This window comes from Agrobacterium sp. fls2-241-TYG-188a, from assembly GCF_030209845.1.
Window position 1 is genome coordinate 512,135 of sequence record NZ_JARVRD010000003.1, and the last position, 22,029, is coordinate 534,163.

Sequence of the window (22,029 nt, forward strand, 5' to 3'; positions counted from 1 at the left end):
CCTCACTACATATTCAGCAAGAAAACAGGCCAAGTCCCGATGTGACATGCTTAGAAATATGGCGACGCTCTTAGGCGCCGCCATAATGGTTTTGTCAATCCAGCAGCGGCGACCAGGCCGGGTCGGATGCAAATGTCGGTGTCTTGATCAGCTGTTCATTATAGCCGGTCAGATCGATGGAGTAGAGCTGCGGGCCGCCGGAACCTGCATTCTGGCGGAAGAACATCAGCACGCGGCCATTTGGCGCCCATGTCGGTCCTTCATTGTGGAAGCCCGTCGTCAGAATGCGCTCGCCCGAACCGTCCGGCTTCATCACGCCGATCGAGAACTTGCCGCCAGACTGCTTGGTAAAGGCGATCAGATCGCCGCGCGGAGACCAGACCGGCGTGGAATAGGAACCATCGCCGAAGGAAATACGCGTCTGCCCGGAGCCATCGGCATTCATGACGTAGATCTGCTGACGTCCGCCGCGGTCGCTTTCGAAGGCGATGCGCTGGCCATCCGGCGCATAGGATGGAGCCGTATCGATCGCGCCGGTATTGGTCAGGCGCGTCGTGGTGCGCGAACGCAGATCCATGGTGTAGATGTTGGCGTTGCCTTCCTGCTGCAAGCTCATGATGACCTTTTGACCATCGGGCGAGAAGCGTGGCGAGAACGTCATGCCGGGGAAATTGCCGACAACTTCGCGCTGTCCGGTTTCCAGCTGCAACAGGTAAACGCGCGGCTGCTGACCTTCGAACGACATGTAGGTCACTTCCTGACGGCTGGGCGAAAAGCGCGGCGTCAGAACGAGGTCGTTGGTGTTGGTCAGGTTGCGAACGTTGAAGCCGTCCTGATCCATGATGGACAGGGCGCGCTTGCGGGCGGTCTTCGGTCCGCTTTCGGACACGAAGACGACGCGGGTGTCGAAATAGCCCTTTTCACCGGTTACGCGCTCATAGATCGCATCGGCTATGATATGGGCGACACGGCGCCAGTTTTCAGGCTGGGTAAAGAACTGCTGTCCGCTCATCTGCTGACCGGCAAATGTATCCCACAGACGGAACTCGGCGCGAAGACGGCCATCGGCCTCCTTCGTCACACGCCCCGTCACCAGCGCCTGCGCATTGATGACCTTCCAGTCCTCGAAACGTGGCTGCTGATCGGGATTGCTGATCTTTTCGATAAAGGCGCTCTTGTTGACCGGCGCAAACAGCCCGGACCTCTGGAGATCGGCCGCGATGACCTGCGAAACCTGCGCACCGATGCCGTCATTCGACATGAAATCGGTAATCGCGATGGGCAGCGGCTGAACGTTACCCTTGTTGATGTTGATCTGGACTTCAGCACTGGCCGGTGTGACTGCCACGAACGAAAACAGAATGCCGGAGGCAACCATTGCCGCACGCAGGAGAGAGAACTTGATCATTGAGACAAGCCTTTCAGCTTCATACAAAAATTGGACATCGAATTGGGTAGGGGTGTTGTCATCGGTCCCAAAACTGTCGGTTCAAAGCGCAAATTCAGATGGGTCGAAGTTCAGAACCAGTGTGTTCCATCCTTTTTCGCCATCGTATTTTTCAGCGGGCAGATTTTTCAGCGGAGCGGACCTGAAGATCGCGCGGCGCGCGCTGCCTTCAACGGCGCGGCGCGTTCCTTCCGGTCCACCTGTTGCCGTAACCTCGGGCTGTCCGACAATGTTGCCGGACTGATCCAGCTGCACGCGAACGACCACCCGAACCTCGGCAACACCGGTGAGGCCCGAAGCCATGGCCCAGTTCTGCTGGATCTGACCTCTGACACTGTCGATTTCACTGGCACTCAAACCCGTGCCGATTGTCTTCTTGCCGCCCAGCGACGCCGTTTCCGTGGAACGCTTAGCGCCACCACCGGACGGTGCCTGCTTGTTCAGCAGAGCCGAGATTTCATCGGCATTGAACTCGCTTGCCTGGGATGCGGCAGATTTTGCCGTTTCCTGCTTGCGATCAGCCGGTTTCTTGTCGGAAGGCTTGTCGGTCGACTTCGCCTGTTCCGGTTTCTTTTCCGCTGGCTTTTCAGCGGGCTTCTGTTCGGCAGGCTTTTGCTCTGCCTGCTTTGGCGGCTCCGGCTTCGGCTCAGGTGGCTGCGGGCGTGAATTCGGGCGCGGCACATTTGGCGGCACGGGAATTTCGGCCGGCTCCTGGTTTTGCGGTGGCGGCTCCTGCGCCTGTTGCTGGGCAGGCGGCTCGGCAGGCTTGGGCGGCGTCACGATTTCCGGCTTGGGAACAGGCAGCGAAGCCGTTTCCTGCGGCTTGGGCGCAGACGTCTCTTCCTTGACGATGTCTTTCACATCGTTGGGCTTGGTATCGACGACAGGGGCCGGCTTCTCCTGCTTGGGCGGGGCGGCAGCGCTGTCATTGTTGTTGGGCTTTTCCGTCGGCGTCGGCGGTGCGTCCAGATCGGCCATGTTGTTACCCATGTTCTGGGCGTTTGGCACGATATCGGGGCGTGTGGTTGGTACGGGCGCGGACTTCTCAGCCTTGGGCGCATTCTTGTCGCCCTGCTGGATCTGCGTCATTTCTTCCACCGACACGAGGTCGACAGGCATCGACTCAGCCTCAGTCACCTCCAGCGGCGGCGGCGACCCAAGAGACACGAGGGCAAAGGCCAGCAGCGAGGCGTGCACGATTGCAGATGTGGTGACGCTGCCCTTCATGCCTAGATCAATTGTCCTGTTTCTGTTGGGTCACAAGGCCAATATTCTTGAAGCCTGCGGCCTGAATACGCGCCATGACGTCAGCCACGATGCCGTAGGCGGCAACCGAGTCTGCGCGCACGAAGATGCGTTCATTGTAGCCCGTGGTCGAAATCGCCTGCAGCTTGTCGGCCACTTCCGTAGCCTCGATAGGCGTTTCCTGCAGATGGATCACGCCATTCGCATTGACGGAAATGGTGATCGGCTGCGTATCGGAATTGAGGGCGTTGGCGGAGGTCTGCGGAAGATCGACGGGCACGCCGACCGTCATCATTGGCGCTGCCACCATGAAGATGATGAGCAGCACCAGCATGACGTCGACCAGCGGCGTCACGTTGATTTCGCTGATTGCACCGCCCTTGCGGCGTCCACGGCCCCGGCGTCCACCGGAACCACCGCCGCCGCCACCACCTGCTGACATTCCCATAATGTTTACTCCACTCGGTCAGACTGCGCTTTTACTGCGCGGCCTGACGGGTTTGCAGCTTCTCGTCGATCTGGCGCGACAGGATCGCGGAGAACTCATCCGCAAAGCCTTCCATGCGCGAAGAGAGCTTGCCCGCATCGGCTGTGAACTTGTTATAGGCGATAACCGCCGGAATAGCCGCAACCAGACCGATGGCCGTTGCCAGAAGCGCTTCAGCGATACCCGGTGCAACGACGGCAAGGTTGGTAGACTTCGAACCGGCGATGGCCTGGAACGAGGTCATGATACCAACGACCGTACCGAAAAGACCGATGAACGGACCGGCGGAACCGATTGTCGCCAGAGAGCCCAGGCGTGCCTCGTACCCTTCGCTTTCACGCGCCATGGTCACGTCCATCGCCCGGTCGATACGCATCTGCAGACCGATGGGAGAACGGGCGCCACGCTCGAAGGACTTCTTCCATTCGCGCATTGCCGCAACGAAGATGGCCGCAAGACCGGTGTTCTGACGCTCGGCCAGAGTGCGGTACAGCTCTTCCAGCGACTGACCCGACCAGAAAACCTGTTCGAACTGGTCGAAATTCCGCCGGGCCTTACCGAAAGCGACGTATTTGTCGATGACGATAGCCCATGTCCAGACCGACGCTGCAAGAAGTCCGATCATGACCAGCTTGACGATGAGGCCAGCCTGCATGAACAGAGCCCAGAGACTTACGTCGTGCGTTGCCGCTGCCAAACCTGCCTGTTCCATAAATATTCAATCCCCGAATCCAAACGCCCGGTGCATGACCGGGCGATTTAAACGCGCATCAACGCTTGGGATCCTGCAGCGACCGCCGAAAACCCCTTGAGCCATGCCCCGATATTGCCATTACGCCTTACTTGCCGGTAAATTTGGTAAAAGGAAGGCGTGCGGCTTACAAATACCGGATGGTTAAGTAAGACTACATTATGGTTAAGAGAGTGTTACGAAATGGACACTTTAAGAAGCCACTCGGCAATTCGCCTTTTCTTACTTTAGAAATTTTTCGGCGATGGTATCGGGCAGGCGTCGCGGTCTTGCCTTGGCATTGATGACGGCAATAATCACTTTTGCGGCAACAAGAAGCGTTTCCCCCCGCCGGATTTCCTGATTGAGGACCATCTTCGCGCCCCCCGCCTTCTCCGTCAGCGTTGATATCGTCAACACATCGTCCATGCGCGCAGGCGACTTGAAGTCGATCTCCATGCGGTGAACGACAAACACCAGCCCTTCCTCGTCGGCTGTCAGCAGGGCGCTTTGCTCGCAGCCGAGGCAGCGCAGATAATCCGTGCGGCCGCGCTCAAGAAAATGGAGATAACGGGCGTGATAGACGAGGCCGGAAAAATCCGTGTCCTCATAATAGACGCGCTGCGTCAAACGATGCCCGTGTTCGATCAATTCGCCGGACAGCGATACGGTCAGTTCAGCCATGACGCGGCACTCCTTCACGCACGATGAGATGCTCATGGCGCTGCGGTAGCGTCTCGATCCGCTGGGCGATGAAGGCAGGTCTCAGGTCGTTTTCGCTCAGCACCGCGCCATCCGCCCTCATCCATCTAAATTCGAGATCGACACCATCAACGGTGCGGTGAACGATCTCAGTCTCGTGAAACGGAAAATCCTCTTCGAGATGGATGAGATAATAGAACGCAAGCTCATGGGCGTTGTAGTCGCCATTGGAGAAGAAGTTCTCCGCCGTCCACAACAGACGCTCGATGCGCGCATCGACATCAAGCTCTTCCCTGATCTCTCTCAGGATCGTATCTTCCGAGCTTTCCCCGATCTCGGCGCGCCCGCCGGGCAGCGCCCAATAACTGTCTGTCAGGCTCCGGTGCACCAGCAGATGGTCGTTCCGCATCACCAGAGCCGCCACGCGGAAGCTGAAAAGCTGCGGCTTGTGATCCAGCCGGATCATGTGCCGTGAAGGCAGTATGTCATTCATTTGTCGTCCAGATTGCCATCATCCCAGACGATATGCTGGGTCGAAGCAGGAAGGTTTTCGATCTCACCGGCGATGAAATACGGTGGAATGTCGAGCTCCGTCAAGGCTTGCGTGGTCGCCCTTGCCCAGCGGAACTCCAGCGGGTGCTTGCCATCCTGCATCCGGTGAACGATGTCTTCCTCATGGAACGGAAATGTCTCGGGAAGCTCCATCAGGTAATAGAAGCCAAGCTCGTGCCAGTCTTTGCCTTCGTAATGAAAGAAGTTCTCGACCACCCACAGCAACCGCCCGACCTTAGCCTCGGCACCGAGCTCCTCGACCATTTCGCGGGCCAGCGTTTCGCGGGATTGCTCGCCCATTTCGGCGCGGCCACCGGGAAAACTCCAGAATTTCTCATGCGTTGCCCGGTGCACCAGCACATGACCATTCCGAAAGGCGATGCCTGCCACGCGCATCTGGAAAATGCGCTTGGGTTTGAATTTTATGCGGATGCGGGTGTCTTCAGTCATGGGATTTATCTTTCGGAAACATGAGGTCACGTTCCGACCAGCCTAGCGCGTCCAGCTCGACTTTGCGAACGCCAGCATCGTCCCCGACAATAAATTCGTCCAGTTGCGGTGGCTTGACCGAACTTCCAGACAGCATGGCGTGCACCTGCCCCCTGTGATGGGTCTGGTGCTGAAAGAGGTGGCTGAGAATATCGTCGCAACGGTCTTGCTGTATGCGTCCATCGCGATGCACCTTTACGGTGGCGGAAAGATTTTCAGGTTGAACGCCATCCACGAATTCTATCAGCGCTTCGTCAAGCTTTGCCTGGGCCTGTTGCAAGGCAGGCATGTCAGCGAAAGGCTTCTCCACCGCAAAGGCGGCATAGCCCAGTGTTCCACCTTTCACGGCGTCGAGATAGAACAGATCGACGGTGTAGATATGGTTCAGAGTGGCGCGGATGGTCGGGAAGAAGCCGCTGCGGGGCGCTACGAACTCCGCCTGCGACAGTTGAAGACAGGCGGAGTGCAGTCTCAGATTGGCCAGACGGTTGTTGCGCGCCAGCTTTCTGAACACGCGGCACGGATCGTAGCCCATCTCTTCACCCCTTTCGCGAATGCGCGCAGGGTCCATGTTCCTTGCTCAGTCGGCCTTTTCAAGCTCGGAATGACTTTTCAGAACGCGTCCGCCGTCTTCCTGCTCGATCAGATAGGCCGGTTCGCTCTCACTTGCCTTGCGCTTGATGGTGGAACCATCGATCTTGCGCTCGACATCCTCGGTAAAGCTCTCGGCCACCTTGCCCTCACCCTTGCCGGAGCCCCATTTCCACTGAACCTTTGCACCCTTGCGAAATTTCGTCATTCCATTCTCCTCGTGAAAAAACGGGGAATGAGCGGCGGCGCGGATGGTTCCTAGGCGCTGCCCAGTTCGATGACGACGACTTCGGGTGGCGACATAAAGCGAATCGGCGCAATGGAGCAACCAAGGCCGCCGGAAACGACGAGGTGGCGGTCATCTTCCACCACATGACCGTAGACGAAACGTTCCCCAAAGCGCGACGGAACGGCCGGGCGCCAACCGAACAGATTGACCTGCCCGCCATGCGTATGGCCCGAAAGTGTCAGGGAAACGCGTGATGGCACGGATACGAAAATATCCGGCTCGTGCGCGAGCAGGATGACCGGAGCATCGTCGGTAACCTGTGCCAGCGTTCCCGGGAGGTCATCGAGCCCGCTCGTGCGGCGTCCCGTCAGATAGGCCCACTGGTCTTCCAGACCCGCGATCCAGAATGGCTGGGCGTCGGTGCCGCAGCGCACGGCCCGGTTCGAGTGAACCTCGATGCCCACCGAGCGCAGGGCCTTGTGCGCCACGGTTTCCTTGAGCCGCAATCGCTGCGCCTCCGGGTCCTGCCACCAGTCATGATTGCCGCAGACAGCGTGAACGCCGTAGGGCGCCTTGAGGACTGACAGAGCCTTGGCCCATTCCGCGGGTGGAACGACGCCCGTCACCAGCTTCATGCCGGACATGTAGTCGCCCATCAGCAGGATCGCATCGCCGCCCAGCGTATTGGCATAGTTGCAGATCCGCGCGATCCGCTCGGCGGGCATCCAGGGTTCGCAGGCATGAAAATCCGCCAGCACAACCAGACGCAGGCTCTGCCCCTTTGGCCAGCCCGGCGGATTGATGCGGTAGCGCGTGGTGGACAGTCTCGCCAGCGGCTCGATACCTCCGGCATAGGCACCCAGAGAGACCAGCCCCGCCGCCATGGTCGCGGCTGTCTTGAGCAGTGCGCGCCGGGTGATCACGTCAGTCGTCCTCAAGCGTCAGGCGAAACTGCGCAGCATCGATATCTTTCGGCGGCTGCATTCCAAGATGCTTCCACGCCGTTGCGGTCAGGATGCGTCCGCGCGGTGTGCGCTGGATAAAGCCCTGCTGGATCATGTATGGCTCGATGATATCCTCGATGGCGTCGCGTGGTTCCGAAAGACCCGCCGCGATGGTTTCGATACCCACTGGCCCACCGCCGAAATTGACGGCAATCATCATCAGATAGCGCATGTCGAGCTGGTCGAGCCCCATATTGTCCACCAGCAGGCGCGTCAGCGCCTCATCCGCGATCTGGCGCGTCACCGATTCTGCCCTCGCCACTTCGGCAAAGTCGCGCACCCGGCGCAACAGCCGTCCGGCAATGCGCGGCGTACCACGCGAACGGCGGGCGATTTCGCGCGCACCCTCCTCCGTCATCGGCAAGCCCATGATGCGCGCACCGCGCCGCACGATCAGCTCAAGCTCATCGACGGTGTAGAAAGACAGGCGCACCGGAATGCCGAAGCGGTCCCGCAACGGGTTGGTCAAAAGCCCAAGCCGCGTGGTGGCGGCAACCAGCGTGAATTTTGACAGATCGATCTTCACCGAGCGCGCCGCAGGGCCTTCGCCGATGATGAGGTCCAGCTGGAAATCTTCCATTGCCGGATAGAGAATTTCCTCGACGGCGGGGCTCAGCCGGTGGATTTCGTCGATGAACAGAACATCGCGCTCTTCCAGATTGGTCAAAAGCGCGGCCAGATCTCCCGCCTTGGCGATGACCGGCCCTGACGTGGACTTGAAATTCACGCCCAATTCCTTGGCCATGATCTGCGCCAGCGTCGTCTTGCCGAGACCGGGCGGGCCGACGAACAGCACATGGTCCAGCGCCTCGCCACGGTTCTTTGCCGCTTCGATGAAAATCTTCAGATTGGCGCGCGCCTCAGCCTGGCCGGTAAAATCATCCAGCGTCTGTGGCCGCAACGTCGTGTCGATATCCTCGCCGCGCTTTTCTGAAGAAATCAACCGTGCCGCGTCGCTCATGTCAGACATTCCATCATATGGCATTCCATTGTGTCAGCCGTTGCAGACATCTTGCTGATCACCTTGACGTCACGGTCTTCCGAAACACTATGGCGAAAAAGCGCTCTCACCTTTTAAAATCCGGTCGAAAATAGCATTGGCGTCATCACCGTGAAAGCTCCTTCAGGCCCAGCCGGATGAGCTTGGCGCTATCACCGCCCTCGCCGCCATTCTTCAGCGCCGCAGCAACGGCATTGGCCGCCTGGTCGCGCGAGTAGCCAAGATTGGTCAGCGCCGAAACGGCATCGGCGACGGGGGCTGATGCAACGCCCTCGCCCAGTTCCTGCTTGAGACCGATGGAGGCGGAGGCTTCACCGGCAAAGGCGGGCGCCTTGTTGCGCAGTTCGGTGACGATACGCACCGCCACCTTTGGCCCCACGCCCGGCGCGCGCGATACGACGACCTTGTCCTGAAGCGCGATCGCATTGGCAAGCTCTGACGGAGACAGGGTCGACAGCACCGCCAGCGCCACCTTGGAGCCCACGCCCTGCACGCTTTGCAGCAGGTTGAACCATTCCCGTTCCAGCGCGCTCATGAAGCCGAAAAGCTTCAGCTGGTCCTCGCGCACATAGGTTTCGATAAAGAGAACCACCGCCTCGCCGACCGATCCCAGCCGCGAAAGCGTGCGGGCCGAGCAATGCGCCACGTAACACACGCCATGCACATCGACGAGAACATAGTCATCGCCGATTTCATCGATGGTGCCCTTGAGTTTTCCGATCATCGTAACGTCCGTAAAAAGAGAAAATCAGCCCGCCGCCAGCACGCGCCGCATACGCTCGCCTGCCCGGTTGTGGGCGTGGCAGATGGCAATGGCAAGAGCGTCCGCCGCATCATTGCCCTTGAATTCGGCCTTCGGCATCAAAATCTTCAGCATCATGTGGATTTGCTGCTTCTCGCCGTGTCCCACACCGATCACCGCCTTCTTGACGGCATTGGGCGCATATTCGGCAACCGGCAGCCCGGCACGCGCGGGAACCAGCATGGCAATGCCGCGCGCCTGGCCGAGTTTCAGCGTCGCCACGGCGTCCTTATTGACGAAGGTCTGCTCGACAGCGGCCTCATGCGGCTGGTGTGAATGCACGATCTCCGAGAGCCCGTCATGCAGCTGGCAAAGCCGCGATGCCAGATCCATGTCGCCGTCCGACGTGACAGTGCCGGAGGCCACGAAACGCAGGCTGTTGCCCATGGTTTCAATGATGCCCCAGCCCATTCGCCTCAGCCCTGGATCAATCCCGATAATTCGAATCGCATTCTGCATGGTTTACCCTATCCTTGAGCAGCGAAACCTGCCAGCGATAAGTGAACAAAACGACAACATTGCAGATTTATCCCGCTCCGCGCCTGTCCGCCGCCAAGGGCGGGTCGCTACAGTTTTTCTGATCCTTGCATCAATTCGACGCGACTGGACTGGCAAACGTCGCTGCAGAACTTACATCGGGGAAAAGCTGAAATTCCAATAGGAGCGTCCGATGATCCCTTTTTCCATACTCGATCTGTCGCCCATTGGTGAAGGCGAGAGCGTCAGCACTGCTCTTGAGAATTCACGCCTTATGGCGGTGAAGGCAGAAGAACAGGGCTTTGAACGGATTTGGCTGGCAGAGCATCACGGTATGCCCGGCATTGCCAGTGCCGCAACCGCACTCGTCATTGCCCATGTCGGCGCTGCAACCAAACACATCCGCGTTGGCTCAGGCGGCATCATGCTGCCCAACCATTCGCCGCTCGTCATTGCCGAACAGTTCGGCACGCTGGCAGCCCTTTTGCCGGGCCGTGTTGACCTTGGCCTTGGCCGCGCACCGGGAACAGATATGCGCACCGCGCGCGCTCTGCGCCGCAGCCTGGATTCAGGCGCAGAGAACTTCCCGCATGACATCGTGGAATTGCAGCGTTATCTCGGCGCGCCGGAGCCGGATCAGGCCATCCTGTCGGTCCCGGGAATGGATAGCAATGTGCCGATCTGGCTGCTGGGCTCCAGCGTCTACAGCGCGCATCTGGCCGCGGCACTTGGCCTGCCCTACTCCTTCGCCTCGCATTTTGCACCGGATATGCTGATGGATGCCATCGCCATTTACCGCGAACGCTTCCAGCCATCGGCTACCCTGCAAAAGCCCTATGTCATGGTCGGTGTCATGGGCGTCGGCGCTGATACGGACGAGGAGGCCAATTACCTCTTCACCTCCGCCCAGCAGCAATTCGTGAACCTGCGCAAAAATGTCCGCACCCAGTTCCCCCTGCCGGTAAAAAGCATGGATGGTCTCTGGAGCGACATGGAGCGCATGACGGTAGATCACACGCTCAGATACGCCGTCGTGGGTTCGCACGCCACAGTCGAGCGCAAACTGGCGGATTTCCTGTCGGAAACCGGAGCAGATGAACTGATCATTTCCATGCCCGTCCACAGCATCGAAAAACGTCTGCGCTCCGTAGAAGTCTTTGCCGATGTCCGTGGCGGGCTTAAGCTCGCGGCTTGATCTGATCTTGATAGAAAACCCGGCGCATCCGCTGCCGGGGCCGCCGCCTCCCGAGCGCCCTCCTCCGTCATTCAGCCCGCTCCGTCATTCCGGCCTTGAGCCGGAATCCAGCAGCACTGCGTCTGCAGTGCGCAAGACTCTTTCGTGATCAAGGACTTGATCACACTGGATCCCGGATCAAGTCCGGGATGACGGTTAGTGTCGGTGGGCCAAACCATCTTTGAGCAAAGCCGTTGAGCTATCGTTAAAACGACAAGAGCCCCGGCGCTGCCGGGGCCACGGGCTCCCCAACGCCCCCTCCGTCATTCCGGCCTTGAGCCGGAATCCAGCAGCGCTGCGTCTGCAGTGCGCAAGACTCTCTCGTGATCAAGGACTTGATCACGCTGGATCCCGGATCAAGTCCGGGATGACGGTTATTGCCGGTGGGCCAAACCACCTTTGAGCAAGGCGCCGTTGAGGTATCGTTGGAAAACAAAAAGCCAAGACGCATCCACTGCCGGGGCCACGGCCTCCCGAACGCCCCCTCCGTCATTCCGGCCTTGAGCCGGAATCCAGCAGCACCGCGTCTGAGGTGCGCAAGACTCTCTCGTGATCAAGGACTTGATCACACTAAATCCCGGATCAAGTCCGGGATGACGGTTAGTGTTGGCGGGCCAAACCACCATTGAGCAAGGCCGTTGAGGTATCGTTGAAAACCAAAAGCCACGGCGCATCCGCTGCCGGGGCCACGGCCTCCCCAACGCCCCCGCCGTCATTCCGGCCTTGAGCCGGAATCCAGCAGCGCCGCGTCTGCGGTGCGCAAGACTCTCTCGTGATCAAGGACTTGATCACACTGGATCCCGGATCAAGTCCGGGATGACGGTTATTGTCGGTGGGCCAAACCATCTTTGAGCGAGGCCGTTGAGCTATCGTTAAAACGACAAGGAGCCCCGGCGCTGCCGGGGCCACGGCCTACCGAACGCCCGCTCCGTCATTCCGGCCTTGAGCCGGAATCCAGCAGCGCCGCGTCTGCGGTGCGCATGACTCTTTCGTGATCAAGGACTTGATCACACTGGATCCCGGATCAAGTCCGGGATGACGGTCTAAAACATTGGGCAGAACTGCAGGTCGAGCACGGAGTCGCGTCCTGCCCGACCAAGCCCCTCCCGTCATCACCCCGAAGCCCGCATTGAGGCTCGGGGTGACGATACCACTCATATGGTTATCAAGCCGAAAGCTTGGCCATGATCTCTTCGGAGACTTCGAAGTTCGAATAGACGTTCTGTACGTCGTCATCGTCTTCCAGGTTGCCGATGAGCTTCATCAGCGATTGCGCCTTTTCTTCATCGACAGGCACCGTGTTTTGCGGCTTCCAGATCGACTTGACGCTGTCGGCTTCACCAAGAACCGCTTCAAGCGCCTTGGAAACCTCGTTCATTTCTTCGAAACCGCAGATGACGGTGTGGCCTTCTTCGCTGCTTTCCACGTCGTCGGCACCGGCTTCGATTGCCGCTTCCATCACCTTGTCGGCGTCGCCAACGGAAGCCTTGTAGGTGATTTCACCCACGCGGTCGAAGGAGAAGGAAACCGATCCGGTTTCGCCCAGTGCGCCGCCGGCCTTGGTGAAGATGGAGCGAACATTGGAGGCCGTGCGGTTGCGGTTGTCGGTCAGCGCTTCAACGATGACTGCCGTGCCGCCGGGGCCGTAGCCTTCATAGCGCACGTAATCATAGTTTTCCGCGTCCGCTCCCGACGCCTTCTTGATGGCGCGGTCGATATTGTCCTTCGGCATGGACTGCGCCTTGGCGTTCTGGATTGCCAGACGCAAGGCAGCGTTCATGGCCGGGTCCGGCAGACCGGATTTGGCGGCAACGGTGATTTCACGTGCGAGCTTGGAAAACATCTTCGAACGGATCGAATCCTGTTTTCCCTTGCGATGCATGATGTTCTTGAACTGTGAATGGCCAGCCATGGCACCCCTGATCATATCTCTTGTTCGGAATTGGGGCCTTATATGTGCGATAGCCCGGCTGTTCAAGCCCGCAAGACACACTCTTCTCTCAACTGATCAAGGAACTGAAATCTGTCGTCTTCGTTTGGGTACGAGTGCGAAAGCGGGCATCCATGCCCGGTTATCGTGGAAGAAGACGACAACCGAAGGAGAGACATTCATGGTCAGTCTGAGTGAAGCACGCGACGCCCCCGCACGTCAGCTTTGGGACGAAATCAATTCCGTACACGCTGGTATGCTTGGCCTCGAAGGCTTGCACGCTCATATGCAGCCGATGGCGCCTCACGCCGATCCCAAGACGAACACCATCTGGTTTTTCTCGAAGAAGGATTCCCATCTGGTCCAGACGCTGAAGTCGGGCTCGCGCGCCCATTTCTGTGTCATCGGCAAGGATCACGATTACCACGCCTGCCTGTCGGGCAAGCTCGAAGTGCGCGATGACAAGACCAAGATCGACGAATACTGGAACTCGGTTACCGCTGCATGGTACGAGCACGGCAAGAGCGATCCGCAGCTGACGATGCTGGCTCTGCATGTGGATGACGCGGAAATCTGGGCCTCCACCGACAACACGTTGAAGTTTGGCTGGGAAATTGCCAAGGCCAATATGTCGGACGAGAAGATGCCCGATGTCGGTGTGCGCCAGCACCTGTCTTTCGCCTGATCCTATCCCCTCCCCTGAAAGCCCTTACATGCGTTGCGGCACCAGTATCTGTGGCTGGCGGGGGAGGTTTCTCATCGACACCCGGATGACCGGGTCAGACGCATAGCCAATTTTGAATTGCGGCCGGAAGGCCACCAGAAACTGCTCAAGCGCATGCGGCTGGTGCATTGGCAGGATCAGCGCAGAACGCAGGCGTTTGACGATCCTGCTCATGCTGTCCGTTCCCATCGTCAATCCCCCATCCACCGGCACCATCAGCACATCGAGCCTGCCAATTTCGGCGTATTGGCTTTCCGTCAGCTCGTAATGCAGATGGCCGAGATGCCCGATGCACAGCCCGGCAACCTCGAAGATGAAGATGGAATTGCCATCCTTCTGCAACAGCCCGCCCCCTCCCCAGCGGTTGCGAATATCGGATGTGACGTTGCGGATATAGACGTCGCCCACCTGTATCTTGTGGTCAGCCTTTTCGCCGGGAACATCGCTCCAGCCATGCAGCACATGCTTTATCGCCGGGTCGGGATGCGCAGTATAATGGGTGGAATGGGCGTTGTTCATCGTTACCACGTCGGGCGTCACGGCCGGGCGATAAATGCCATTATAGTCGGTTGCGATGGTAACGCCTTCGGGCGACGTGATCAGAAAGGTCGAATGCCCGATATATTGTATCTGCACCTCTTCCTTCGAATTTGCCTGCGCCGGTTGAACGGCCGAAGGATCAAAGCGGGCAAAGGTCACACCAGGCACGGCCTGCGCAACAGCCTGACACTGGCTGATCGGCGGGCGGTTGGCGGAAGGACGGGGCGGCGCTTGCTGGGCAGATGCGGCTGCGGCCAGCGAAAGCATCGATAATGCGAGCATGAACATGCGAAGCATCAGCACCACTCCCGGGAACGAGACGAGTGCGCGCAGGATGCGTCAAGGGTCGGCCCTCGTCCAGTTGCAAGCGGAGCATGGCGCTCACAATATCGTCATTGCCGCTCAGGCTTAACCTTCATGCCACAGGCGTCTATCCCTTGCGCCACAGGCATCAATGTCATTCTCTGAGCAGCTCGTCGGTCGCTCGGGCGCTGGCTGTAGCAGAAGCGCCACATGCTAAAAATAGCAATTTCCTCTCGCCCCCACTTGCCCTATGGTTGCATTGAGACCGGACGTAACGGGCTGGTCTTGGGGCTCGTAACCCCTCTTAAGACGGCCGGTGTCGGCCGTGATGACACCCCTCAGCCATATTCATGTGGCTGGGGCGGTCCATTGTGACTATAAGCTCTCCTGCCACCTCTATGGCTGGGGAGGCCCTGACGTATGTCCAAGGCTAACGCCTAAAGGTCAGGGTGGTCGTTCTTAAGCGGCTTACGAACTCCCCGGCCACCAGGGGCCCGTTTCCTCCGGTGGTCACTTCCGTTTCGACAGGAACCTCGGCCTGCGGCGCTTTTCCGCGCATGGCCGTTGCAATGGGGAAATGCGATGGAGAATTACAGTATCTGGGCCGATCTTCTGCACACCTTCCGGATGATGTCGGATGAGGTAAAGATTTCGCTGATCTACATGCCCTGCGTCTTCGCCCTCGGCTTCGCCGGGCTTTACATGCACCACCTGCGCCGGGCCAACAAAGCAGATTCACCCGATTCGAAGCCCTACATGATCCTGCCACCCGACAAGCTCTTGCGGCGTGAGCCCGAGGATGCGCGAGCCAGAGCCCTACGCAAACTGGACGCCTACATCGCCGCCGCAGACCGCCCTCGCAAGGAATAAGCACGGACGGCGTTTGCAACAGAGCAGAGCGGATTGGAGCGGACTGAATTGAATTAGATCGGACCCGCACCGCAGACACGCACCGCACCCCCACCCACCGCGACACACCACCGTCACCCCTTCTGGAGGCCGCAAAAGGACCGCCCTCGGCAACCCCCACCCGCCATCACTCCCCGCCGTCACCCCGGACTTGATCCGGGGTCCAGTGATCCGACGTCCGTCGGATCAAGAGACTCTCTTCAGCCACAACACGACGTCCCCTCGGTCAAGAAACTCACCTCAGCCCAAAGACTTGGGCTGGCTGGATTCCGGCTCAAGGCCGGAATGACGGAAAGTGGGTGAGATTCTCAGCGTCCAAAAAGATAGCTGGTTTCACTCAGAGAGTGTCAATCACGCCCAGAATGAGGGAATGGTCTCGGCCAGTCTTGGGCCGATCCGCAGCGGTGCGATCTTTTCCGCAAGGCCGGTGCTGTCGGAGATTTCGACGCCGACGCCGCAGATGGTTGCCGGGCCGCTTGCGGCCTCGAAACGGCCCTTGGGCATCTTCGAGATGAAGCGGTTGATCGGCTCTTCCTTCTCCATGCCGAGCGAAGAATCGTAATCGCCGCACATGCCGGCATCCGACATATAGGCGGTGCCACCATTCAGGATCTGCGCATCTGCTGTCGGCACATGGGTATGGGTGCCAACGACAAGACTTGCACGCCCGTCGACGAAATGGCCGAAGCACTGTTTCTCGCTGGTTGCCTCGGCGTGGAAATCGAAGACGATCGCATCCGCCTGTTCACCCAGCGGGCAGGCCCCCAGAATGCTCTCGGCAGAGCTGAAGGGGTCATCCAGTTCCGGGTGCATGAAGACGCGGCCCATGATGTTGGCAACCAGAATGCGCGCGCCGTTGCGGGCATAAAACAGGCCGGAGCCCTTGCCGGGCGTGCCCTTGGGGTAATTGGCCGGGCGCAGAAACTGGTCATGGCGCTCGCAGAAGGAAACCGCTTCCTTCTGGTCCCAGACGTGGTTGCCGGTTGTCACCACATCGGCCCCGGCATTGATCGTTTCGAGGTAGATATCCTCGGTAATGCCGAAACCGCCCGCGGCGTTCTCGCCATTGACGATGACGAAGTCCAGCTTGAGATCGGAGATCAGCCCCGGAAGACGCTCCCACACCGTCGTGCGACCCGTCTTGCCAACCATATCCCCGAGAAACAGTAATCTCATTCCGCCGTCCGTCCATTGAAATATCGCATACCGCTCTCGGTCAGAACGGCATCCAGCGCCACGTCATGCTCTTGCGCGGGCACTGATGGCACTTCCTGGCAGTCGAATGCAATGCCGATCAGCAGCGGATTCAGTCCTTTTGCATGGAGTCTGGCAATTGCGCGGTCGTAATGCCCGGCCCCGTAGCCGATCCGCTGCCCCGTGCCATCGAATGCAGATAGCGGCACCAGCAGAATGTCGGGCTCCAGCACCGCTGCATCCTCGTCCGGGCCCGAGGTACCAAAGCCCGTCTTGACGAGCTGCGTGTCCCTTGCAAATTCCCTGAAGACGATGGTCTCACGGTCGAGAATGACCGGCAGGCACAGGCGCATACCGCCATCCCGCAGCATGTCCATCAAGGGCCGAAGGTCCGCCTCGGAGCGGATCGGGAGAAAGCCCGACACCGTCTTGCCGGAAAAGCGTTTCAGCGCGTGGGTACCGTTTTGCGCAATGGCGAGACTTTTTTCCCGGCGTTCCTCAACGGAAAGAGTGTCCCGCAAGGCGAGACGCTCGGCACGTATCCGGGCTTTGTCGAGACCGCCCGGCTGCATCAAGCCGCCCGGCTAACCAGCACCTTGTCAATCCGGTGCCCGTCGAGGTCGATGACTTCAAATCGCCAGCCATTGCGGGTGACGTGTTCGCCCAACTCCGGCAGGCGGCGGAATTCGTCCAGCACCAGACCGGCCACGGTTTCGAATTCGGCGTCGTCGGAAATCTGGAAGCCCATGCGGTCGGCAAATTCGTCGGCAGGCATCCAGCCAGCAACGAGGAAGCTGCCATCCTCACGTTCCACCATGGCAGGCTCTTCGCCGTCATCTTCCTGAAACGCGCCGGTAATGGCTTCCAGCACGTCGCCGGAGCTGATGATGCCTTCGAAATGGCCGTATTCGTCGTAGACGAGAACCATGTGAACGGTGGAGCGGCGCAGCGACTGGATCACATCGACGGCGCTCGTCAGGTCGGAGACGACAGGAACCTCGCGCAGAAGCTCGCGAACATCCAGCTCCTTGCCCGATGCAAGCGCATCGAAGGCATCCTTGGCGAACAGCACGCCGAGAATTTCATCGGAAGCGCCATTGCGAACCGGCAGGCGCGACCGTTGCGTGCCACGCAGCTGCTCGCGGATTTCTTCTGCCGTGTCTTCGATGTCGACCACTTCCACATCGCGACGCGGCGTCATCAGGCCGCGGGCATTGCGGTCGGCAAGGCGCATGACGCTGGTGATCATGGCGGATTCTTCCGTCTCGATCACACCGGCGCTATGGGCCTCCGCCAGAACCGTGCGGATTTCATCGTCGGTTACGGAGGCGTTGGATTCGCCGCTATGGCCGAGAATGGCCAGAACCAGCTTGCCCGAACGGTCGAGCAGCCACACCAGCGGCGCACCGATCTTCGACAGCATGACCATGGCAGGAGAAACCCGCACGGCAACCTTTTCCGGGTCGCGCAGGGCAATCTGCTTGGGAACGAGCTCACCGACGATCAGCGAGAGATAGGTGATGGCAACGACGACCGCACCCACGCCGATGGCGTCGGCTGCACGGTCCGGCACGCCCTGCTCCAAAAGCCATGCGGTGAAGCGGGCACCCAGCGTGGCACCGGAAAATGCACCCGAGAGAACGCCGACAAGCGTAATGCCGATCTGCACGGTGGAGAGGAAGCGTCCTGGATTTTCTCCAAGCGTCAGCGCCATGGCAGCGCCTTTGCTGCCTTGCGCGGCAAGCACCTTGAGCCTCGCCGGTCTGGAGGAGACGACGGCAAGCTCGGACATGGCAAGCACACCGTTAAGTACGGTGAGCAGAACCACGATCATAATTTCAGTAAACAAGTTTAGCTCTTTTTGGGCTGTTGAACGGCATGTCGCGGCTGCAACCACTGTCGCTATAGTTGAGAGCGGGAGCGGACATACCAACACGGATAATAGGGAAATGTTCCACCAATGCAATGACCGGCAGTTTAAAAAATAAAGCCATACAGCGCTTTGCGCCCTAAAGAGCCCAGGCGCGCAGCAGTGGTTGACCTATTTGGGTGCGGTAATCGGGTATGCCGCCGACCCGTCAGGTCAGGCAGGACGCCCTCGTGCCGGACGCGAGCCAGATGTTGAAAGTGCGATCCACGGCGACCGATGGAGATTTACGATCCTGGGTGCCTACAAACGTAGGTGGGCGCCATATGTCCAAGCCCACGGGCCTGGCCAGGGACAGCTCCCTTTGGATCGAGTATGGCCCCAGGGATTGTGGTTCCTGTCGAGAAGCGCAGAACGCAACTCGTATATAGGTCGGTTCGATGAAATGCGGAAGGGGGGATGGACGCAGAATTATCGCCCCACCCGTCAAAACGCCGGATGAATGGCTGCAAACATCGGCACGTCGCCGCTCAAGATGCCCTGCAAGGCTGAAAAATGCCGGAATATCAGTTCGTTGCGGGCTTCGGCCTTGCCACCAGCTTTTCCGTGATGCCGTTCAGACGAGCCGAAAGATCGGAAATCGCATCTACCAGCAGTTCCTCTGTCTTCGCCTTGTTTTCCGCCATGCCATCACGGTTCTGCTTGAGGCTGGCGACCTGCTCCTCCAGCATTTCGATCTTGCGGTGGAGTTCGGACATCTCGTCGGTGATCATGATGCCCGCCATCACGGTCAGCCGCAGATCACCAATTTCGCCGAACTGGCTTTTGAGGTGGCCGACATATTGATCGAACCGTCCGGCGAGATCAGTCAGGTGGGCTTCCTGCCCCGCCTCGCAGGCCATGCGATAGGCCTTGCCATCGATCATCACTGTCACTTGCGCCATGAATTTAAGTCCTTATCGATCCAGCACTGCGCGGATGGTTTCCATCGCGGTCACAAGGCGTCGGGAAACCTCGCGGTTGACTTCCTCGAGGCGGTTGGCACGAAATTGCGACTGGTCAAGCTCCTGCGCCAGCCGCGCACGGTCCACATGCACGCGCTTCACTTCGCTTTCCACTTCGCCATTCTCGCGCTGGCGTTCAATGCGCATGTCGATCGCGTTCTCGAGACTGTTGATGGCGGAGCTCAGCTCCGACAACGCGACTTGTATGGTCTTTTCCGCCGTCATCGTTTCTTCCAAACCGCAGAGCAAAGCCGAATCGTTATTGCTTTGTGTCAATCAGGGCGCCTGCACGATATTACCCGTTTAACAGCCACGTCAATCAAACCAATACATTCAAGCACTTTGCGCTGTGGATGAATGCACCACCGGAACAGCGCGAAGCTGGCAGCCGTCAAAATCTTGCCGGAATACGAATCGATTTTTGTTGCCGATCGAACCGCAAAGGCGCCCGGATTTATTGACTCACCCGTCCTACCTGCTATGGATCAACCCGCTTTTTGGATAGTCATAATGGCTATCTCCTATCACCCGGAACAGACGGAAAAGCCATGATTTCTCGCGATAAACACGACCGGATGGCCAATGCGATCCGATTTCTTGCCATGGATGCAGTGGAGAAGGCCAATTCCGGCCACCCAGGCCTGCCTATGGGTGCAGCGGATGTGGCCACGGTTCTCTTTACACGTTACCTGAAATTCGATCCCAAGGCCTGGCAGTGGCCAGACCGCGACCGCTTCGTGCTGTCTGCCGGTCACGGCTCCATGCTTCTTTATTCGCTCCTCTACCTCACCGGTTACGAGGACATGACGATCGATGAGATCAAGCGTTTCCGTCAGCTGGGTTCCAAGACCGCCGGCCACCCGGAATATGGTCACGCCACAGGCATCGAAACCACCACGGGCCCGCTTGGCCAGGGCATTGCCAATGCCGTTGGCATGGCCATTGCCGAGCGCAAGCTGGAAGAGGAGTTCGGCTCCGACCTGCAGAACCACTTCACTTACGTCCTGTGCGGCGATGGCTGCCTCATGGAAGGCATCAGCCACGAGGCGATTGCGCTTGCCGGCCACCTGAAGCTCAACAAGCTGGTTCTCTTCTGGGACAACAACAACATCACCATCGATGGCGAAGTCGGCCTGTCCGATAGCACAGACCAGATTGGCCGCTTCAAGGCCGTCAACTGGAACACCATCGAAATCGACGGTCATGACCCGGAAGCGATTGCAAACGCCATCGAAGCCGCGCAGAAGTCCGACCGCCCGACCTTCATCGCCTGCAAGACCACAATCGGTTTCGGCGCGCCAAACAAGGCCGGTACGCACAAGGTCCACGGCTCTCCGCTCGGCACAGAAGAAATCGCTGCCACCCGCAAGGCGCTCAACTGGGAAGCGGACGCGTTCGTCGTGCCGGAAGATGTGCTCGACGCATGGCGTCTTGCCGGTCTTCGCTCCACCAAGAGCCGTCAGGAATGGGAAGCGCGCCTCGAAGCTGCCGATGCCGACAAGAAGGCCGAATTCAAGCGCCGTTTCTCCGGCGACCTGACCGGCAATTTCGACAGCGCCATCGACGCCTTCAAGAAGAAGATCGCCGCCGACAACCCAACGGTTGCCACGCGCAAGGCTTCCGAAGATGCTCTCGAAGTGATCAACGGTGTTCTCAACGAAACCGTTGGCGGCTCGGCGGACCTGACGCCATCCAACAACACCAAGACCAGCCAGATGAAGTCGATCACACCGACCGATTTCTCGGGCCGTTACCTCCATTACGGTATTCGCGAACACGGCATGGCAGCCGCCATGAACGGTATCGCGCTGCATGGCGGTCTCATTCCCTATGCTGGCGGCTTCATGATCTTCTCGGATTATTGCCGTCCGTCCATCCGCCTTGCCGCACTCATGGGCATCCGCGTCGTTCACGTGCTGACGCATGACTCCATCGGCGTCGGCGAAGATGGCCCGACCCACCAGCCGGTCGAACAGGTCGCTGCACTTCGCGCCATTCCGAACCTTCTGGTCTTCCGCCCTGCGGATGAAACCGAAACGGCAGAAGCCTGGCAGATTGCCCTGCATGAGAAGCATCGTCCGTCGGCATTGGCTCTGACCCGTCAGAACCTGATCCCGGCGCGCAAGGACTATGAGGAAAAGAACCTCGTTTCCTACGGTGCCTATGAACTGGTTTCGGCAAGCGACGCCAAGGTTTCGATCTTTGCTTCCGGCTCGGAAGTCGAAATCGCCCTGAAGGCTGCCGCCGACCTCAAGGTCAAGGGCATTTCCACGCGCGTCGTGTCCGTTCCCTGCTTCGAACTCTTCAAGGAGCAGCCGGAAACCTATCGCAAGGCCATCATCGGCAACTCGCCGGTCAAGATCGGTGTCGAAGCGGCCATCCGTCAGGGTTGGGATTACTTCATCGGCCATGACGGCGCCTTTGTCGGAATGCAGTCCTTCGGCGCATCCGCACCGGCCAAGGACCTCTACAAGCACTTCGGCATTACGGCGGAAGCCGTGGTTGCCGCAGCAGAAGCGAAGCTCGGCTGACGTTCTTTTCAATCCGGTGCGGCGGCAGGGATTTCGCC

Annotated in this window: 24 protein-coding genes and 1 other RNA gene; 4 read left to right on the plus strand and 21 right to left on the minus strand. The window is 59.2% G+C overall.

The genetic code is table 11. The features are described 5' to 3' along the window. Positions 1-94 precede the first annotated feature (94 nt). From tolB to ruvC, 13 genes are all read right to left on the minus strand, one after another. A complete protein-coding gene (tolB, locus tag QRN85_RS16405; protein WP_062584570.1) occupies positions 95-1,408 on the minus strand; it encodes a Tol-Pal system beta propeller repeat protein TolB in 1,314 nt (437 codons plus the stop codon). An 81-nt stretch (positions 1,409-1,489) separates the two neighbouring features. Then, entirely contained in the window at positions 1,490-2,674 is a 1,185-nt protein-coding gene (gene tolA / locus QRN85_RS16410) for a cell envelope integrity protein TolA (protein WP_062584568.1), read from the minus strand. Positions 2,675-2,681: 7 nt separating this feature from the next. After that, positions 2,682-3,140, minus strand: a complete 459-nt coding sequence (gene tolR / locus QRN85_RS16415) for a protein TolR (RefSeq protein WP_062584566.1) — start codon at positions 3,138-3,140, stop codon at positions 2,682-2,684. A 31-nt stretch (positions 3,141-3,171) separates the two neighbouring features. Then, positions 3,172-3,891: a protein TolQ gene (gene tolQ, locus QRN85_RS16420; protein ID WP_062584564.1), complete on the minus strand. Its 720-nt coding sequence runs from the start codon at positions 3,889-3,891 to the stop codon at positions 3,172-3,174. A gap of 261 nt (positions 3,892-4,152) precedes the next feature. Beyond that, positions 4,153-4,593 (minus strand): tol-pal system-associated acyl-CoA thioesterase, encoded by a 441-nt coding sequence (ybgC, locus tag QRN85_RS16425; protein WP_284759371.1) that lies wholly within the window; start codon positions 4,591-4,593, stop codon positions 4,153-4,155. Then, the gene (locus QRN85_RS16430) at positions 4,586-5,104 is read right to left on the minus strand and encodes an NUDIX hydrolase (RefSeq protein ID WP_284759373.1); all 519 of its coding nucleotides are present in this window, start codon (positions 5,102-5,104) and stop codon (positions 4,586-4,588) included. Before QRN85_RS16430 ends, ybgC begins: the two co-directional genes overlap by 8 nt. After that, a complete protein-coding gene (locus QRN85_RS16435) occupies positions 5,101-5,613 on the minus strand; it encodes an NUDIX hydrolase (RefSeq protein WP_284759374.1) in 513 nt (170 codons plus the stop codon). Before QRN85_RS16435 ends, QRN85_RS16430 begins: the two co-directional genes overlap by 4 nt. Further along, the gene (locus QRN85_RS16440) at positions 5,606-6,187 is read right to left on the minus strand and encodes a DinB family protein (protein WP_284759605.1); all 582 of its coding nucleotides are present in this window, start codon (positions 6,185-6,187) and stop codon (positions 5,606-5,608) included. The genes QRN85_RS16435 and QRN85_RS16440 overlap by 8 nt, the downstream gene beginning before the upstream one ends. 45 nt (positions 6,188-6,232) lie before the next feature. Continuing rightward, complete coding sequence (locus tag QRN85_RS16445; RefSeq protein WP_062584556.1) at positions 6,233-6,451, minus strand: hypervirulence associated TUDOR domain-containing protein; 219 nt, start codon at positions 6,449-6,451, stop codon at positions 6,233-6,235. Positions 6,452-6,501: 50 nt separating this feature from the next. Then, entirely contained in the window at positions 6,502-7,395 is an 894-nt protein-coding gene (locus QRN85_RS16450; RefSeq protein WP_502870789.1) for a metallophosphoesterase, read from the minus strand. A gap of 1 nt (position 7,396) precedes the next feature. Further along, positions 7,397-8,437: a Holliday junction branch migration DNA helicase RuvB gene (gene ruvB, locus QRN85_RS16455; protein WP_062585556.1), complete on the minus strand. Its 1,041-nt coding sequence runs from the start codon at positions 8,435-8,437 to the stop codon at positions 7,397-7,399. A 145-nt stretch (positions 8,438-8,582) separates the two neighbouring features. Further along, positions 8,583-9,200: a Holliday junction branch migration protein RuvA gene (gene ruvA / locus QRN85_RS16460; RefSeq protein ID WP_062584552.1), complete on the minus strand. Its 618-nt coding sequence runs from the start codon at positions 9,198-9,200 to the stop codon at positions 8,583-8,585. 24 nt (positions 9,201-9,224) lie between these two features. Continuing rightward, a complete protein-coding gene (gene ruvC / locus QRN85_RS16465; RefSeq protein WP_062584550.1) occupies positions 9,225-9,737 on the minus strand; it encodes a crossover junction endodeoxyribonuclease RuvC in 513 nt (170 codons plus the stop codon). Positions 9,738-9,948: 211 nt separating this feature from the next. Here ruvC and QRN85_RS16470 point away from each other — a divergent pair, with 211 nt between their 5' ends. Then, positions 9,949-10,950: an LLM class flavin-dependent oxidoreductase gene (locus QRN85_RS16470; RefSeq protein WP_113093578.1), complete on the plus strand. Its 1,002-nt coding sequence runs from the start codon at positions 9,949-9,951 to the stop codon at positions 10,948-10,950. Positions 10,951-12,154: 1,204 nt separating this feature from the next. On the opposite strand, the gene QRN85_RS16475 is transcribed toward QRN85_RS16470, so the two are convergent. Continuing rightward, the gene (locus QRN85_RS16475) at positions 12,155-12,901 is read right to left on the minus strand and encodes a YebC/PmpR family DNA-binding transcriptional regulator (RefSeq protein ID WP_062585554.1); all 747 of its coding nucleotides are present in this window, start codon (positions 12,899-12,901) and stop codon (positions 12,155-12,157) included. Between the two features lie 199 nt (positions 12,902-13,100). Here QRN85_RS16475 and QRN85_RS16480 point away from each other — a divergent pair, with 199 nt between their 5' ends. Then, on the plus strand, positions 13,101-13,604 hold the full coding sequence (locus QRN85_RS16480; protein ID WP_062584543.1) for a pyridoxamine 5'-phosphate oxidase family protein: 504 nt from the start codon (positions 13,101-13,103) through the stop codon (positions 13,602-13,604). A gap of 24 nt (positions 13,605-13,628) precedes the next feature. Here QRN85_RS16480 and QRN85_RS16485 read toward each other — a convergent pair whose 3' ends face one another. Further along, complete coding sequence (locus QRN85_RS16485; protein WP_284759375.1) at positions 13,629-14,480, minus strand: MBL fold metallo-hydrolase; 852 nt, start codon at positions 14,478-14,480, stop codon at positions 13,629-13,631. A gap of 588 nt (positions 14,481-15,068) precedes the next feature. On the opposite strand from QRN85_RS16485, the gene QRN85_RS16490 reads away from it, so the two are divergent. Then, on the plus strand, positions 15,069-15,356 hold the full coding sequence (locus QRN85_RS16490; RefSeq protein ID WP_284759376.1) for a hypothetical protein: 288 nt from the start codon (positions 15,069-15,071) through the stop codon (positions 15,354-15,356). 390 nt (positions 15,357-15,746) lie between these two features. On the opposite strand, the gene QRN85_RS16495 is transcribed toward QRN85_RS16490, so the two are convergent. From QRN85_RS16495 to QRN85_RS16520, 6 genes are all read right to left on the minus strand, one after another. Then, entirely contained in the window at positions 15,747-16,571 is an 825-nt protein-coding gene (locus QRN85_RS16495; protein ID WP_062584538.1) for a TIGR00282 family metallophosphoesterase, read from the minus strand. Continuing rightward, a complete protein-coding gene (locus QRN85_RS16500; RefSeq protein ID WP_284759377.1) occupies positions 16,568-17,161 on the minus strand; it encodes a 5-formyltetrahydrofolate cyclo-ligase in 594 nt (197 codons plus the stop codon). Before QRN85_RS16500 ends, QRN85_RS16495 begins: the two co-directional genes overlap by 4 nt. Next, a complete protein-coding gene (locus tag QRN85_RS16505) occupies positions 17,161-18,423 on the minus strand; it encodes a hemolysin family protein (protein WP_062584534.1) in 1,263 nt (420 codons plus the stop codon). The genes QRN85_RS16500 and QRN85_RS16505 overlap by 1 nt, the downstream gene beginning before the upstream one ends. A gap of 293 nt (positions 18,424-18,716) precedes the next feature. After that, positions 18,717-18,875, minus strand: a non-coding RNA gene (gene ssrS / locus QRN85_RS16510) — 6S RNA. A 147-nt stretch (positions 18,876-19,022) separates the two neighbouring features. Continuing rightward, complete coding sequence (locus QRN85_RS16515) at positions 19,023-19,400, minus strand: cell division protein ZapA (protein ID WP_062584533.1); 378 nt, start codon at positions 19,398-19,400, stop codon at positions 19,023-19,025. Between the two features lie 12 nt (positions 19,401-19,412). Further along, positions 19,413-19,685, minus strand: a complete 273-nt coding sequence (locus QRN85_RS16520; protein WP_062584532.1) for a DUF4164 domain-containing protein — start codon at positions 19,683-19,685, stop codon at positions 19,413-19,415. Positions 19,686-20,008: 323 nt separating this feature from the next. On the opposite strand from QRN85_RS16520, the gene tkt reads away from it, so the two are divergent. Beyond that, positions 20,009-21,991 (plus strand): transketolase, encoded by a 1,983-nt coding sequence (gene tkt / locus QRN85_RS16525; RefSeq protein WP_284759378.1) that lies wholly within the window; start codon positions 20,009-20,011, stop codon positions 21,989-21,991. Positions 21,992-22,029 lie beyond the last annotated feature (38 nt).

Bases quoted from the DNA above. Each gene is read 5' to 3' on its own strand.
- tolB (WP_062584570.1), bottom strand. From the start codon at position 1,408: ATGATCAAGTTCTCTCTCCTGCGTGCGGCAATGGTTGCCTCCGGCATT.
- tolA (WP_062584568.1), bottom strand. From the start codon at position 2,674: ATGAAGGGCAGCGTCACCACATCTGCAATCGTGCACGCCTCGCTGCTG.
- tolR (WP_062584566.1), bottom strand. From the start codon at position 3,140: ATGGGAATGTCAGCAGGTGGTGGCGGCGGCGGTGGTTCCGGTGGACGC.
- tolQ (WP_062584564.1), bottom strand. From the start codon at position 3,891: ATGGAACAGGCAGGTTTGGCAGCGGCAACGCACGACGTAAGTCTCTGG.
- ybgC (WP_284759371.1), bottom strand. From the start codon at position 4,593: ATGGCTGAACTGACCGTATCGCTGTCCGGCGAATTGATCGAACACGGG.
- QRN85_RS16430 (WP_284759373.1), bottom strand. From the start codon at position 5,104: ATGAATGACATACTGCCTTCACGGCACATGATCCGGCTGGATCACAAG.
- QRN85_RS16435 (WP_284759374.1), bottom strand. From the start codon at position 5,613: ATGACTGAAGACACCCGCATCCGCATAAAATTCAAACCCAAGCGCATT.
- QRN85_RS16440 (WP_284759605.1), bottom strand. From the start codon at position 6,187: ATGGGCTACGATCCGTGCCGCGTGTTCAGAAAGCTGGCGCGCAACAAC.
- QRN85_RS16445 (WP_062584556.1), bottom strand. From the start codon at position 6,451: ATGACGAAATTTCGCAAGGGTGCAAAGGTTCAGTGGAAATGGGGCTCC.
- ruvB (WP_062585556.1), bottom strand. From the start codon at position 8,437: ATGAGCGACGCGGCACGGTTGATTTCTTCAGAAAAGCGCGGCGAGGAT.
- ruvA (WP_062584552.1), bottom strand. From the start codon at position 9,200: ATGATCGGAAAACTCAAGGGCACCATCGATGAAATCGGCGATGACTAT.
- ruvC (WP_062584550.1), bottom strand. From the start codon at position 9,737: ATGCAGAATGCGATTCGAATTATCGGGATTGATCCAGGGCTGAGGCGA.
- QRN85_RS16470 (WP_113093578.1), top strand. From the start codon at position 9,949: ATGATCCCTTTTTCCATACTCGATCTGTCGCCCATTGGTGAAGGCGAG.
- QRN85_RS16475 (WP_062585554.1), bottom strand. From the start codon at position 12,901: ATGGCTGGCCATTCACAGTTCAAGAACATCATGCATCGCAAGGGAAAA.
- QRN85_RS16480 (WP_062584543.1), top strand. From the start codon at position 13,101: ATGGTCAGTCTGAGTGAAGCACGCGACGCCCCCGCACGTCAGCTTTGG.
- QRN85_RS16485 (WP_284759375.1), bottom strand. From the start codon at position 14,480: ATGCTTCGCATGTTCATGCTCGCATTATCGATGCTTTCGCTGGCCGCA.
- QRN85_RS16490 (WP_284759376.1), top strand. From the start codon at position 15,069: ATGGAGAATTACAGTATCTGGGCCGATCTTCTGCACACCTTCCGGATG.
- QRN85_RS16495 (WP_062584538.1), bottom strand. From the start codon at position 16,571: ATGAGATTACTGTTTCTCGGGGATATGGTTGGCAAGACGGGTCGCACG.
- QRN85_RS16500 (WP_284759377.1), bottom strand. From the start codon at position 17,161: ATGCAGCCGGGCGGTCTCGACAAAGCCCGGATACGTGCCGAGCGTCTC.
- QRN85_RS16505 (WP_062584534.1), bottom strand. From the start codon at position 18,423: ATGATCGTGGTTCTGCTCACCGTACTTAACGGTGTGCTTGCCATGTCC.
- QRN85_RS16515 (WP_062584533.1), bottom strand. From the start codon at position 19,400: ATGGCGCAAGTGACAGTGATGATCGATGGCAAGGCCTATCGCATGGCC.
- QRN85_RS16520 (WP_062584532.1), bottom strand. From the start codon at position 19,685: ATGACGGCGGAAAAGACCATACAAGTCGCGTTGTCGGAGCTGAGCTCC.
- tkt (WP_284759378.1), top strand. From the start codon at position 20,009: ATGATTTCTCGCGATAAACACGACCGGATGGCCAATGCGATCCGATTT.